At 65.5% G+C, this 13,763-nt stretch carries 13 protein-coding genes; 6 read left to right on the top strand and 7 right to left on the bottom strand.

Annotation, left to right across the window (positions count from 1 at the left end; all coding sequences use genetic code 11):
- Positions 1-243: 243 nt before the first annotated feature.
- The 5 genes from I6F28_RS06770 to hpaR all read right to left on the bottom strand — a co-directional run bounded on the left by I6F28_RS06770 (position 244) and on the right by hpaR (position 5,322).
- Positions 244-1,548 (bottom strand): methyl-accepting chemotaxis protein, encoded by a 1,305-nt coding sequence (locus I6F28_RS06770; protein ID WP_225139531.1) that lies wholly within the window; start codon positions 1,546-1,548, stop codon positions 244-246.
- Positions 1,526-2,044: a PAS domain-containing protein gene (locus I6F28_RS06775; protein ID WP_036006163.1), complete on the bottom strand. Its 519-nt coding sequence runs from the start codon at positions 2,042-2,044 to the stop codon at positions 1,526-1,528. Before I6F28_RS06775 ends, I6F28_RS06770 begins: the two co-directional genes overlap by 23 nt.
- A 245-nt stretch (positions 2,045-2,289) precedes the next feature.
- Entirely contained in the window at positions 2,290-3,813 is a 1,524-nt protein-coding gene (locus tag I6F28_RS06780; protein WP_225139532.1) for a D-arabinonate dehydratase, read from the bottom strand.
- Between the two features lie 97 nt (positions 3,814-3,910).
- On the bottom strand, positions 3,911-4,687 hold the full coding sequence (locus tag I6F28_RS06785) for an HpcH/HpaI aldolase family protein (RefSeq protein WP_100230151.1): 777 nt from the start codon (positions 4,685-4,687) through the stop codon (positions 3,911-3,913).
- Positions 4,688-4,803: 116 nt separating this feature from the next.
- Positions 4,804-5,322, bottom strand: a complete 519-nt coding sequence (gene hpaR / locus I6F28_RS06790; RefSeq protein ID WP_057027114.1) for a homoprotocatechuate degradation operon regulator HpaR — start codon at positions 5,320-5,322, stop codon at positions 4,804-4,806.
- Positions 5,323-5,433: 111 nt separating this feature from the next.
- On the opposite strand from hpaR, the gene hpaH reads away from it, so the two are divergent.
- The 6 genes from hpaH to I6F28_RS06820 all read left to right on the top strand — a co-directional run bounded on the left by hpaH (position 5,434) and on the right by I6F28_RS06820 (position 11,828).
- Positions 5,434-6,240, top strand: a complete 807-nt coding sequence (gene hpaH / locus I6F28_RS06795) for a 2-oxo-hept-4-ene-1,7-dioate hydratase (protein ID WP_225139533.1) — start codon at positions 5,434-5,436, stop codon at positions 6,238-6,240.
- 20 nt (positions 6,241-6,260) lie between these two features.
- On the top strand, positions 6,261-6,659 hold the full coding sequence (locus I6F28_RS06800; RefSeq protein ID WP_225139534.1) for a 5-carboxymethyl-2-hydroxymuconate Delta-isomerase: 399 nt from the start codon (positions 6,261-6,263) through the stop codon (positions 6,657-6,659).
- Positions 6,652-8,190 carry a 5-carboxymethyl-2-hydroxymuconate semialdehyde dehydrogenase gene (hpaE, locus tag I6F28_RS06805; RefSeq protein ID WP_225113529.1) on the top strand — a complete coding sequence of 513 codons (1,539 nt, stop codon included), beginning with the start codon at positions 6,652-6,654 and terminating at the stop codon, positions 8,188-8,190. The genes I6F28_RS06800 and hpaE overlap by 8 nt, the downstream gene beginning before the upstream one ends.
- A 134-nt stretch (positions 8,191-8,324) precedes the next feature.
- Entirely contained in the window at positions 8,325-9,308 is a 984-nt protein-coding gene (gene hpaD / locus I6F28_RS06810) for a 3,4-dihydroxyphenylacetate 2,3-dioxygenase (RefSeq protein ID WP_109144450.1), read from the top strand.
- The gene (locus I6F28_RS06815) at positions 9,308-10,177 is read left to right on the top strand and encodes a fumarylacetoacetate hydrolase family protein (RefSeq protein ID WP_225139535.1); all 870 of its coding nucleotides are present in this window, start codon (positions 9,308-9,310) and stop codon (positions 10,175-10,177) included. The genes hpaD and I6F28_RS06815 overlap by 1 nt, the downstream gene beginning before the upstream one ends.
- Before the next feature lie 25 nt (positions 10,178-10,202).
- Complete coding sequence (locus tag I6F28_RS06820; RefSeq protein ID WP_225139536.1) at positions 10,203-11,828, top strand: thiamine pyrophosphate-dependent enzyme; 1,626 nt, start codon at positions 10,203-10,205, stop codon at positions 11,826-11,828.
- Here the strand turns inward: I6F28_RS06820 and I6F28_RS06825 are convergent.
- Together I6F28_RS06825 and alkB are read right to left on the bottom strand one after the other, a co-directional pair.
- Complete coding sequence (locus I6F28_RS06825) at positions 11,806-13,047, bottom strand: MFS transporter (protein ID WP_225139537.1); 1,242 nt, start codon at positions 13,045-13,047, stop codon at positions 11,806-11,808. The genes I6F28_RS06820 and I6F28_RS06825 overlap by 23 nt on opposite strands.
- Positions 13,048-13,100: 53 nt before the next feature.
- Positions 13,101-13,754 carry a DNA oxidative demethylase AlkB gene (gene alkB / locus I6F28_RS06830; RefSeq protein ID WP_036023030.1) on the bottom strand — a complete coding sequence of 218 codons (654 nt, stop codon included), beginning with the start codon at positions 13,752-13,754 and terminating at the stop codon, positions 13,101-13,103.
- Positions 13,755-13,763: the final 9 nt, after the last annotated feature.

Raw genomic sequence — 13,763 nt, forward strand, 5'->3', positions numbered from 1 at the left:
ACGCGATCAAGCACTAACAACGGGCACGGGGTGCCTAGGTAAGGTGCGGGGCGGGTGATGGTGGTTGTTATTGGGCCGCGCCGGCGAGGCTCTTCCCTTCTCCCCTTGTGAAAAGGTGGCGCGAAGCGCCGGATGAGGGGTCTCTCTCAACCCGCAAAACCGCTCGTGAGGATAGAGACCCCTCACCCGGCTTCGCTTTCAGCGAAGCCACCCTCTCCCACAAGGGGAGAGGGTTTGAAAGCCCTACGCCGCCGAGGTCAGCCTTTGCAGGAATTGGGTCACTTCGCGGCGGAGCGTCTCGACTTCGCCGTGGACGCGTTCGGAGGCGCTGTTGACGCGGGCAGCGACGCGGCCGGTGTCGGCGGCGGCTTCGCTGATGCCCGTCACGTTGGAGGAGACCTGCAAGGTGCCGGCGGAAGCTTCGTGAACGTTGCGGGCGATCTCGCGCGTCGCCGCGCCCTGCTGCTCGATCGAGGCGGCAATCGAGGCAGTGATGCCGTTGATCTCGGCGATGGTCTGCGAGATCGCCTCGACGGCCGCGACCGAATTGGTGGTCGATTGCTGCATCTCGCCGACCTTGGCGCTGATCTCTTCGGTCGCCTTGCCGGTCTGGTTGGCGAGGCTCTTGACCTCGGAGGCCACCACCGCGAAACCGCGGCCGGCGTCCCCTGCCCGCGACGCCTCGATGGTGGCGTTGAGCGCGAGCAGGTTGGTCTGCGAGGCGATCTCGCTGATAAGCTTGACGACGTCGCCGATCTGCATCGCGGCGTCCGCAAGGCTCCGGATCTCGCTGCCGGCGCGATTGGCTTCGTTCACCGCCCGTCCCGTGCTCGCGGTCGAGCCGGCCACTTGGCGATTGATCTCGGCGATCGACGATGCGAGCTGCTCGGCGGCGCTGGCGACAGTGGCGACGTTGCGCGAGGCCTGGTCGGACGCGGAGAGCACGCCGGAGGTTTGCAGGCTGGTCTTCTCCGCCGCCGCCGCCATCTGGCCGGCATCGGATTCGAGATCGGTCGCGGCGCCCATCAGCGTGCCCGCAACCTGATCGAGATGCGTGCCGAACCGCCTGGCGAGGTCCGCGATCTCGACGACGCGGCGGCCGAGACTGTCGGTGCCGGCATTGATGACGGTCGCCGAGCGGCGGAACGAGCCGGGCAATCCGCGCGCCAGGATCTTGCGGAAATACTTGCCGCGGCTAGCATACTCCATCGATGCCGAAGCTTCCCGCTGGAGCGCATCGGTAATGTCGAGCATGTCGTTGACTGATCTCTGGATGGCGCCGATGCGCCCGGCCTGCCGCTCACTGAGGATGCGCGCCTCGAGATCGCCGCCCGCCGCCTTGCGGCACACAGCGGCGACCTCGTCGACGGCAATCGCGGTGCGGTGCTGGCACCAGACGGCATAGCCGGAGAGCGCGATCGTCGCGCCGAGAGAAGCGGCACTCGCGATCCCGGTCATGCCGAGAAGCGAGAGAACGAACGCAAGGACGGCAAGACCACACGCGAGCGCGGTTGCTCCCTGCGCCTTAGAGAGAGAGCACAAATTCATCGTAACCGACACCCTGTTGCTTGAGCAGCCCGACCATCGCCTCGAAGCTCGCCTGCATGCCCTCCTTGGCATTGGCATGCCGCGCCTCCTCAGTGCACAGCGTCTTGTAGATCGGCTTGATGCGCTCGATCTGCGCGGGATCCGGCTTGCGACGGTTGGAGTGATAGCCGACGATGTTGCCGCGCTCGTCGAATGTCGGCGTGACGTGGGCGAATACCCAATAGTGACTGCCGTCCTTCGCTAGGTTGACGACGTAGGCGAAGATCTCCTGCTTGGACTGCAGCGTGTCCCAGAGCAGCTTGAAGACGGCGCGCGGCATGTCGGGATGGCGGATCAGGCTGTGGGGCGCGCCCATCAGCTCCTTCCACGAGTACTTCGCCATGCGGATGAAGACGTCGTTGGCGTAGGTGATGCGGCCTTTGAGATCGGTCTTCGATACGATCAGCTCCTCCTCACCGAGGAGATTTTCCACCCCAGTGGGACGTATCGCTTGCATCGGCTCGATCCTCAAATCACGCCGGCCCCACCACGCTGTGAAGCCGCATCACCCTCGTGTCTACGACAACAATATTAACCAGGTGTAAGCCGGGAACTTTTTGCGGCAGGCGCCCACCTCCGTATCATTACTTAGCGAACGGCCGTTGCATTTCGGATCGCCACACGCGCTCCGATTCCGGTTGCGATCATCGGATACCGGCGGCGCTTGATTGGGCTGCGCGGCGATGCTCGCGCGACGCGCGACTACATCGTCGCGCCAAGCACCCAGGGCGCGAACTCGGCGCCACCGAAATCAAAGCTCTCGCTCTTGGTCGGCTGGCCCGAGGCCGTCTTGAGGATGAGTTCGAAGATGCGCTGTCCGCATTGTTCGACGCTCTCCTCGCCTTCGAGGATGGTGCCGCAATTGACGTCCATGTCCTCTTCCATGCGCTTGTACATGGGCGTGTTGGTGGCGAGCTTGATCGAGGGCGCCGGCTTGCAGCCGAACACACTGCCGCGGCCCGTGGTGAAGCAGACGAGGTTGGCACCTCCTGCGACCTGCCCGGTCGCGGCCACGGGGTCGTAGCCGGGCGTGTCCATGAACACGAACCCCTTCTTGGTGACGGGCTCGGCGTAGCGCAGCACCTCGACGAGGTTGGTGGTGCCGGCCTTCGCCATCGCGCCGAGTGACTTTTCCAGAATGGTGGTGAGGCCGCCGGCCTTGTTGCCGGGGCTGGGATTGGCGTTCATCTCGGCGCCTTCGCGCGTCGTGTATTCGTCCCACCAACGCATCAGGTCGACCAGCTTCTCGCCGACCTCGCGGCTGACAGCGCGGCGCGTCAACAGATGCTCGGCACCGTAGGTCTCCGGCGTCTCCGACAGGATCACGGTGCCGCCGTGACGCACGATGAGGTCGCTGGCCGCGCCGAGCGCAGGATTGGCCGACACGCCGGAATAGCCGTCCGAGCCGCCGCATTGCAGCGCCACGGTGAGCTCGCTCGCCGGCACCGTCTCGCGCTTGACCTTGTTGGCATCGGCGAGCGCCTCGCGCACGAAGGCGATGCCGGCTTCGACCGTCTTGCGGGTGCCGCCGACCTCTTGGATATCCATCGCGCGCAGGCGGCCGGCAAGCTTCTGCTCTTCCATCAGGCCGCCGATCTGGTTCACCTCGCAGCCGAGACCGAGCACGATGACGTGCGAGAAATTGACGTGCCGCGCATAGCCGCCGAGTGTGCGGCGGAGCAACGCCAGCGGCTCGTTTTGTGTCATGCCGCAGCCGGTCTTGTGGGTCAGCGCAACCACGCCGTCGACGTTGGGGAAGTCAGCGAGCGGATTGTCGCCGGTGAACGGATTCTTCTTGAAGACGTCGGCGACGAGGCTGGCGACATGCGCGCTGCAATTCACCGAGGTGAGGATGCCGATATAATTGCGCGTGGCGACGCGGCCGTCCGGACGGCGGATGCCTTCGAAGGTCGCCGGCAGGTCGAAGTTCGGCGTCGGCTTGACGTCAGCGCAATAGGCATAGTCCTTGGCGAAATCACCCATTCCGCAATTCTGCACGTGCACGTGCTGGCCCGGCGCAATCGCTTGCGTGGCAAAGCCGATGATCTGGCCGTAGCGCTTGACCGGCTCGCCCACCGCGATCGGCTTGATCGCGACCTTGTGGCCGGAGGGGATGCGGTCGACCGTAGTCACGCCGTCGGCCACCAATGTTCCCGGCGGCAGGCTCGCGCGCGCGATCACCACACCATCATCGGGATGCAGGCGGATGACGGGGCTGATGGTCATGGCGGGTCTCCTTTGGAGGCGAATAGCGAATGGCGAGTGGCGAATGGAAAAGGGAGTAGCCCTATTCGCTACTCCCCATTCGCCATTCGCGAGTTTCTCAGGCCTTGCCGCCCGATTCCTTGCGGGTGGCGTTCACCTGCATCTTGGCGTAGGTCGTCATCAGGCCGACTTCATTGGACAGCGTCACCAGCTTGAAGCCCATGTTGATCGCGCGCGCCGCGCCTTCGGCGCCGCTGCAATGGATGCCCGGGTTGAGGCCGCGCTTGCCGCACTCCTTGATGATCTTCTCGTAGATCGCGAGAATCTCGGGCTCGCTGCGGTCGAGCTTGGGCTCGAGGCCATAGGAGAAGCCGAGATCGGACGGGCCGATATAGACGCCGTCGATGCCTTCGACGTCGAGGATCGCTTCCATGTTCTCGACGGCGGTCCGCGTCTCCATCATCGGCAGCAGCACGATCTCGTCGTTGGCCGTCTTCTGATAGGAGCCGGCGGTGCCGTACATGCCGGCGCGGATCGGGCCGTTGGAGCGCACGCCCTTGGGCGGATATTTCGAATAGGAGACCAGGTTCCGGGCTTCCTGCGGCGTGTTGACCATCGGGCAGATCACGCCATAGGCGCCGCCGTCGAGCACCTTGCCGATGATGCCGGGCTCATTCCAGGGCACGCGGACCATCGGGGTGACCGGATGCTTGTCCATGGCCTGGAAGCACTGCACCATCGAGAGATAGTCCTGCACGCCATGCTGCATGTCGACCGTGACGCTGTCGAAGCCGCATTGCGCGATCATCTCGGCCGAGAAGCCGGAGGGAATGGCAAGCCACGCGTTGACGACCGCCTTGCCCGACTTCCAGATCTCTTTGACTTTATTGGCCACGTTGCCTTTCCTTCCCTGTTGCTCTCACTTCGCCGCGGATCGGGTTGGGCCGCACTTTGAGCGAAAAAAAGCGTCAATGTCCATGGCTCTCGCCGCGCACGCACGCATATCAGGGTTCATCCCTCCGCGAGGGTATCATCGGTGCTGCCGAGCCCCGCAAGGCTCCGTTCGAGTTCGCCGAGCATCTCCTGCAATTCGGCGAGCTTGCGGGCGCCGAAACGCCGCGTGATCTCGGCATAGATCGCCTCCGACGTCGGCGCGACCGAGGCCATCAGCTTCAGCCCCTCCTTCGAGATCGAGACCATGCTGCGGCGCTGGTCCGCTTTCGCCGTCTTGCGCTCGATCAGGCTGCGCGCCTCGAGGTCGCGCAGGATGCGCGACAGGCTCGGCCCGAGCAGGAACGCGGTGCGCGCGAGTTCCGTGACCTCGACCGCCTCGATCGCCGCCAGTGCGCGCAGGATGCGCCATTGCTGCTCGGTCAGGCCGTGCTCGCGCAGCGAGGGACGAAACTGCCGCATCACAGCTTCCCGGGCCCGCAGCAGCGACATCGGCAGCGAACGCGAGAAATCGCGCATCGGCACCTGGCGCGTAGCAGGCGGGTGACCGTTGACGGGATCGGCGGATTTCTTCGTCATGACGCCCTTTCAAGCCGCAAAACGTTTGCAGTGCAGCAAGCCGAATTTGTGTTTGACGCATTCACTTAACATGTTAAGTATCTCGCGGCACCACGATTTGTAAGATCACAAATGGCGCTTTCCAACGACGATATCCAAGCTTGTGCGAGGCGTCTGCACCAGGCGGAGAAGACCCGCACGCAGATCCGGCAGCTCTCGCAGGACTTCCCGGACATCAGCATCGCGGAGGCCTACGCGATTCAGAAGGCCTGGGTCGACGTCAAGATCGCCGAGGGGCGCATGGTCAAAGGCCACAAGATCGGCCTGACCTCGAAGGCGATGCAGAGCGCGCTTGGCATCGACGAGCCGGATTCCGGCGTGCTGCTCGACGACATGTTCTTCGCCGATGGCGGATTGGTGCCGACCGAGCGCTTCATCGCGACGCGCGTCGAGGCCGAGCTCGCCTTCGTCATGAGCAAGCGCCTTTCTGGGCCCGACTGCACGCTATTCGACGTGCTCAACGCCACCGACTTCGTGGTGCCGGCGCTGGAGATTTTGGATACACGGATCGAGCGCGTCGATCCCAAGACCAAGGCGACGCGAAAGATCTTCGACACCATCGCCGACAATGCGGCGAATGCCGGCATCGTGCTCGGGGGGCGGCCGATCCGCCCGCTGGATGCTGACCTGCGCTGGATCGGAGCGCTGTGCTTCAAGAACGGCCAGCTGGAAGAGACCGGCCTTGCCGCCGGCGTGCTCAACCATCCCGCGACTGCCGTCGCCTGGCTCGCCAACAAGATCGCCCCGCTTGGGCTGGCGCTCGAGCCGGGCCAGGTCGTGCTCGCCGGCTCGTTCATCCGTCCGATCGAGACCCGCAAGGGCGACACAATCCAGGCCGATTATGGCGCCTATGGCTCGGTCAGCTGCTACTTCGCCTGAAGACAGGGAGTGAAACCGCGATGCCGCATTTCACCATCGAATATTCGGCCAATCTCGACGGCCGCCTCGACATCGCCGCGGTGTGCGAGGTCGTGCGCAAGGCAGCTAGCGAGACCGGTATCTTCCCGCTCGGCGGCATCCGCGTTCGTGCCATCCGCTGCGAGCACTATGCGATTGCGGATGCAAAGCAGGATTACGGCTTTCTCGACATGGTGCTGCGCATCGGCGAGGGCCGCGACCTGCCTACCCGCCAGAAGGCCGGCGAGCACGTCTTCCAGGCGCTCTCAAGACATCTCGATCCCGTCTTCGCCGCCAGCAAGTTCGCCCTGTCGTTCGACATGCAGATCAACGACAAGGACACCAGCTGGAAGCGCAACAACATTCACGACGCCCTGAAAGCGGAGACCGCTCATGGATAAGCCCACGCCGAAAGCCGATCTGTTCCAGGCCAACCGTGACCGCCTCGCGCCGCTTTTGAAGACTCTGCGCGCGGACGGCATCGGTCACATGACCGACGGAAAGACCGTCGCCTCGATCTCCGGCGAGACGTTCGAGACCAGGTCGCCGGTCGATGGTGCCGTGCTCGCCAGTGTCGCGCGGGGCAAGGCCGAGGATATCGACGCGGCGGCGACTGCGGCTGCGCTCGCCTTCAAGTCCTGGCGCGACATGGGTCCGGCCATGCGGAAGAAGCTGCTGCATCGGGTGGCCGACGCGATCGAGGACAATGCGGAGGACATCGCGGTACTCGAATGCATCGATACCGGGCAGGCCTATCGCTTCATGGCCAAGGCCGCGATCCGCGCCGCCGAGAATTTCCGCTTCTTCGCCGACAAATGCGCAGAAGCTCGCGACGGCCTCAACACGCCGAGCGACGAGCATTGGAACGTCTCGACGCGGGTGCCGATCGGCCCGGTCGGCGTGATCACGCCATGGAATACGCCATTCATGCTCTCGACCTGGAAAATCGCCCCGGCGCTTGCGGCCGGCTGCACGGTCGTGCACAAGCCGGCCGAATGGTCGCCGGTGACGGCCTCCATTCTCGCCAGGCTCGTCAAGGAAGCCGGCGTCCCCGACGGCGTGCTCAACACCGTGCACGGTTTCGGCGAGGAAGCGGGCAAGGCGCTGACCGAGCATCCCGCCATCAAGGCAATCGGCTTCGTCGGCGAGAGCGCGACCGGCTCGGCCATCATGATGCAGGGCGCGCCCACGCTGAAACGCGTGCATTTCGAACTCGGCGGCAAGAATCCGGTGATCGTGTTCGACGATGCCGATCTCGACCGCGCGCTCGATGCCGTCGTGTTCATGATCTACTCGCTCAACGGCGAGCGCTGCACCTCTTCCAGCCGCCTGCTGATCCAGCAGAGCATCGCGAAAGAATTCGTGGAGAAGCTGACGGCGCGGGTGAAGGCGCTCAAGGTCGGCCATCCCCTCGATCCCGCCACCGAGATCGGCCCGCTGATCCACGAGCGGCACTTGGCAAAGGTCTGCTCGTATTTCGACGTGGCGCGCCAGGACGGCGCGACGATCGCGGTCGGCGGCAAGGCCTATGACGGGCCCGGCGGCGGGCATTATGTCGAGCCGACACTGGTGACCGGGGCGCACGGCAAGATGCGGGTGGCGCAGGAGGAGGTGTTCGGGCCGTTCCTCACCGTGCTGCCGTTCCGCGACGAGGCGGACGCGGTCGAGATCGCCAACGACATCCGTTACGGTCTGACCGGCTATGTCTGGACCAATGACATGGGACGCGCGCTGCGCGTTGCCGATGCGCTGGAGGCCGGCATGATCTGGCTGAACTCGGAGAATGTCCGCCACCTGCCGACGCCGTTCGGCGGCATGAAGGCTTCAGGCATCGGGCGCGACGGCGGCGATTATTCGTTCGACTTCTACATGGAAACCAAGCACGTCTCGCTGGCGCGGGGCACGCACAAGATTCAGAAGCTGGGAATTTAGCGGCGGTGTCATTCCGGGGCGGCCCGAAGAGCCGAACCCGGAATCCATCGAGCAGCAGAGTTGGTGGATGAATGGATTCCGGGTTCGTGCTTCGCACGCCCCGGAATGACGAAGCCGAGAGAGGGGAAACGCACATGCCGGTACCGCAACACGTCTTCGAGCCGCCGTTCAACATCATTCGCTCGAGCCACGTCGTGCTCGACGTCACCGATTTGAAGCTGAGCCGCGAGTTCTACGAAAGCATGGTCGGCCTGCATGTCGAGGACGCGGACGACGAGGTCGTGTACCTGCGCGCGGCCGAGGAGCACCAGCATCACTCCCTGGTGCTACGGAAAGCCGCCGCGCCGGCTTGCGCCCGGCTCGGCTTCAAGGTCGGCAACGACAAAGATCTCGACAAGGCCGCCGCGTTCCTGTCCGAGAACGGCCTCGCCTACGCCTTCGTCGACCAGCCGTTCCAGGGCCGCACGCTGCAATTCACCGATCCCTTCGGCTTTAGAATCGAGCTCTACGCGGCGATGGAGCGGCGGCCGCATCTCTTGCGCCGCTACGACCTCTATCGGGGCTGCCACCCGCAGCGGCTCGACCATTTCAACGTCTTCGCCGCCGAAGTGCAGGACACCATGGAATTCTACGCCCGGCTCGGCTTTCGCCTCACCGAATATGCCGAGGAGGACGGGCCGGACGGGCGCATCGCCGCGGCCTGGATGCATCGCAAGGGCAATGTCCACGATTTCGCCATCACCAACGGCAAGGGTCCGCGGCTGCACCATTTCGCCTATTGGACGCCGACGGCGATGAACATCATCCATCTCTGCGACGTCATGGCTTCGCAGGGCTTCGTGAAGAACATCGAACGCGGTCCGGGACGCCACGGCATCTCGAACGCGTTCTTCCTCTATGTGCGCGATCCCGACGGACACCGCCTCGAGCTCTACACCAGCGATTATTTCACCGGGGACCACGACCACGAGCCGCTGCGCTGGTCGCTGCGCGATCCGCGCCGTCAGACGCTGTGGGGCGCCCCTGCCCCGCGTTCCTGGTTCGAGCAGGGCTCGCCGTTCACGGGGCAGGCCGTGCGCGAGCCGAAATTCGTGGCCGATGTGCTGGTGGCGGATTGATGAAGCTGCCTCGTCTCGCCACCTATTCCGTCAAGGGTGATGTCAGCTATGGCGCCGTCCTGGAGGGCGGCATCGTCGATCTCTCCGCGCGCTATGCCCAGACCTATCCGACGCTGCGCGAGGTGATCGCGTCCGGAAAGCTCGTGAGCCTTGCAGAGGAAGCCGCTGGTCGCACGCCGGTTCACGCACTCAGCGAGATTACCTCGTTGCCGCCGGTACCCGCGCCGGAGAAGATCATCTGCATCGGCGTCAACTATCCGGACCGCAACGCCGAATACAGGGATGGCCAGGAGGCGCCGAAATATCCGAGCATGTTCATGCGCTCGCCCCGCTCCTTCGTCGGGCACGACACGCCGCTGGTGCGCCCGCGCGCCTCGGTGCAGCTCGACTATGAGGGCGAGATCGTGCTGGTGATCGGCAAGCCAGGCCGGCATATCCCCGAAAGCAGCGCGCTCGACCACATCGCCGCGCTGACGCTCTGCAACGAGGGCTCGGTGCGCGACTGGCTGCGCCACGCCAAGTTCAACGTGACGCAAGGCAAGAACTTCGATTCCAGCGGCAGCCTCGGCCCGTGGCTCGTGCCCTACACGCGGGAATCGCAGGTCGCCGACATCAGGCTCACCACGCATGTCAACGGCGAGCTCAGACAGGATGATCGCACCAGCCGGCTGATGTTTTCGTTCCGCTATCTCCTGAACTATATCTCGACCTTCGCAACCCTCGTCCCCGGCGATATCATCGTCACGGGCACGCCGACCGGCGCGGGTGCGCGGTTCGATCCGCCGCGATATCTGAAGCCCGGCGACATCGTCGAGGTCGAGGCCGAGGGGATCGGACGCTTGCGCAACGGCGTGGTCGACGAAGCCTGAACAACAAGCGAAATGGAATAGCCAAATGACCAGCCTCACCGGCGGCGAAGCGATCGTAAGCGGGCTTGTCGCCCACGGCGTCGACACCGTGTTCGGCCTGCCCGGCGCGCAGGTCTACGGCCTGTTCGACGCCTTCCACCAGGCCCAGCTCAAGGTGATCGGCGCGCGGCACGAGCAGGCCTGCGGCTACATGGCATTCGGCTATGCGCGCTCCAGCGGCCGGCCCGGCGTGTTCAGCGTGGTACCCGGCCCGGGCGTGCTCAATGCCAGCGCGGCGCTGCTCACCGCGTTCGGCTGCAACGAGCCGGTGCTGTGCGTCACCGGCCAGGTGCCGACTTCGTTCCTGGGCAAGGGTCGCGGCCATCTGCATGAGATGCCGGACCAGCTCGCAACCTTGCGCACCTATGTGAAATGGGCCGAGCGCATCGAATATCCCGGCAATGCGCCGACGATCGTGGCACGCGCGTTCCAGGAGATGATGTCGGGACGGCGCGGCCCCGCCTCGGTCGAGATGCCCTGGGACGTCTTCACGCAGCGCGCGGCAACAGTGCCTGCGCAGGTGCTGGAGCCGCTGCCGGCGCCGCAGCCCGATCCTGATATGATCAAGCAGGCCGCCGCGCTCATCAGGACCAGCAAGGCGCCGATGATCTTCGTCGGCAGCGGCGCGATCGAAGCGGGTGAGGAGATCCTCGAACTCGCCGAGATGATCGATGCGCCCGTGGTCGCCTTCCGTAGCGGCCGCGGCATCGTCTCCAATGCGCACGAGCTCGGGCTCACCATGGCCGCGGCCTACAGGCTGTGGCCGAACACCGATCTCATGATCGGCATCGGCACGCGGCTGGAGCTGCCGACCATGTCGCGCTGGCCGTATCGGCCCGCTGGCCTGAAGTGCATCCGCATCGACATCGATCCGGTCGAGATGCGGCGGTTCTCGTCCGACACTGCGATCGTCGCCGACGCCAGGGCCGCGACCCGCGATCTCGCTGCCGCCGTGGGCAAGGCCGGCTACAGCAAGACCTCCGGACGGCGCGCCACGATCCGCGAGGCCACCGCGGCCGCGCAAGCCGAGATCCAGCGGGTCCAGCCGCAGATGGCCTATCTCAACATCCTGCGCGAGGTACTGCCGGCGAACGCGATCGTCACCGACGAACTATCGCAGGTCGGCTTCGCCTCCTGGTACGGCTTTCCGGTGTACCAGCCGCGCACCTTCATCACCTCGGGCTACCAGGGCACGCTCGGCTCGGGTTTCCCGACCGCGCTCGGCGCCAAGGTCGCCAATCCCGACAAGCCGGTGGTGGCCATCACCGGGGACGGCGGCTTCATGTTCGGCGTGCAGGAGCTTGCCACCGCCGTGCAGTTCAACATCGGCGTGGTGACGCTGGTGTTCAACAACAACGCCTACGGCAATGTCCGCCGCGACCAGCGCCAGCATTTCGATGGCCGCGTGGTGGCGTCCGACCTCATCAATCCGGATTTCGTCAAGCTCGCGGAATCCTTTGGCGTCGCCGCGGCGCGCGTCACCGCGCCGGAGCAGTTCAAGGCGGCGATGGAGAAGGCGCTCGGCCACGGCGGGCCGGTGCTGATTTCAGTCGAGGTGCCCAGGGATTCCGAAGTCAGCCCGTGGGCTTTCATTCACCCGCCGAAGCCTTGAGGCCGGACGCTCCCTGTAGCCGCGCGGCTGCAATCACCAGCAGACCGGCGCCTGCGACCGACCAGCAGGCGACCGGCGCCCAGTGCAGCAGCGGCGCGTATTCCGGCATCTTCTGCAGGCCGCCGGCAACCGCCGCCATCCGCGCGAAGGTGCCGAGGGCGAGCGCGGAGAAGACGAGGCCCGTGACCTTGCCTTCAGCGCCGGTCGAGCCGATCGCGAGCGCAGCCGAGACCGCGCTCATCAGCATGCAACCCCACGCGGCTCCGGCGAGAAATTGCGCGGCGATCAGCATGTTGAGATTGCCGGCGAACTCGGCCGCCGCAATCGCCACCGCACCGAACAAGCCCGCGGCACCCATCACGACGAGGCCGCCACGATGCTTGACGACGAGGCTTGCCGGAAACATCGCGATGTTGAAGCCGATCCAGAACACCGGCATCAGCCATTGCAGGTCGCCGGGAGCTGCAAAGCGCAGATAGAACGGCGCGCTGTTCATGGCAAAGTGCAGCTGGTAGCCGAGTGCGAGCGCGACCATCGCGACGATGAAGGTGATCGGGACGAGACCGAGCGGTGCTGCCGCTTCGTCCGGTGTGGGCGGCACGGTGTCGCGCGCCACGTCGTGCTCGATCCTGGACAGCCCGAGCGCGGTCAGGAGCAGCACCACGCTGGAGATCACGAACGGCAACCGCGCATCGTGCTCGCGCAGCACCACGCCGAGATAGGGCGAGAGCGCGCCGGCGACGCCGTAGCCTAGCATGGTCAGCGCGGCGAGGAACGGCACTTGCGGCTTGGCGCGGTACTTGCCGAGCAAGGTCAGAGGCGGCGCCCGCAACGCAGAGGACGTGATCGACCAGATCACGATCAGCGCGATGAACCAGCCCTGCGCCGCCGCACCGGCTCCGGCAACGAACGGAAGCGCGACGAAGGCGCCGCAGGAGATCGCGGTCACGAGGGCGACGAACAGGCCGAGCCTGCCGACATGGGGCGCGAGCTTGTCGGCGGCGATTCCCATCGCGGTGTCCGCAATGGTGAAGATCGCCTGATCCAGCATCAGGATGAGGATCACGGCGGACGGCGCGATGCCGACCTCTGCGGCCAGCTTTGGCAGGTAGACAACGTAGGTCGTCCAGCCCAGCGTGAACACCAATTGCAGGCCTGCGAGATAAAGCCCCGTGCGGTTCGCCGTGCCCGTGCCGGTCGAGTTCTGTGTGGTGGTCATGTCGCCGCCTCCCCGCCCGAAGCTTAGACGAGCGAAGGCGGCGAGGAAACGCGTCAGCGCGTCCTGCGGAAGGTCAGATTGATCCGCTTCCGGCCGAGCAGCGGATGCTCGCCGTCGGCGAGCGGCGCGACGCCGTGATAGGCGAGCCTGCTGGCCCCGCCCCAGACCACCACGTCGCCATGGACGAGGCGGAAGCGGCGCGGCTTGTCATTGCGCGCGAGGCCGCCGAACAGGAAGGTCGCGGGCAGGCCGAGCGAGACCGAGACGATCGGCGCGGAATAGTCCAGCTCGTCCTTGTCCTGGTGCAGCGACAGCCGCGTGCCGGGCTCGTAGCGGTTGACGAGGCAAGCATCGGGCGCAAAGCCTTCAAAGCCGCCCTGCTCCGCGGCGCCGCGGGCGAGATCGGCCAACAGCGGCGGCATCGCCGGCCATGGCGCACCGGTGCGCGGATCGATGGGATCATAGCGATAGCCGGTGTGATCCGTGATCCAGCCGCGCTCGCCGCAATTGGTCATCGCCACCGACATCAGATGGCCGCCCGGCGTCGTCATCCGCCGGAACGGCGATTGCGCCACGATGGCGCGCACGGCGTCGATCAGCCCGCTCTCGATCGGCTTGACGAAGCCGCGCAGCAGCACGGCCCCATCGGCGATGTTTTCGCGCGACGGTTGGGCTTCTGCGACGCTATCGAACAAATCAGCCGTCAACGGCTCCGC

The sequence above is a fragment of the Bradyrhizobium sp. NBAIM14 genome (assembly GCF_020193895.1).
GTDB classification, from domain to species: Bacteria; Pseudomonadota; Alphaproteobacteria; order Rhizobiales; family Xanthobacteraceae; genus Bradyrhizobium; species Bradyrhizobium yuanmingense.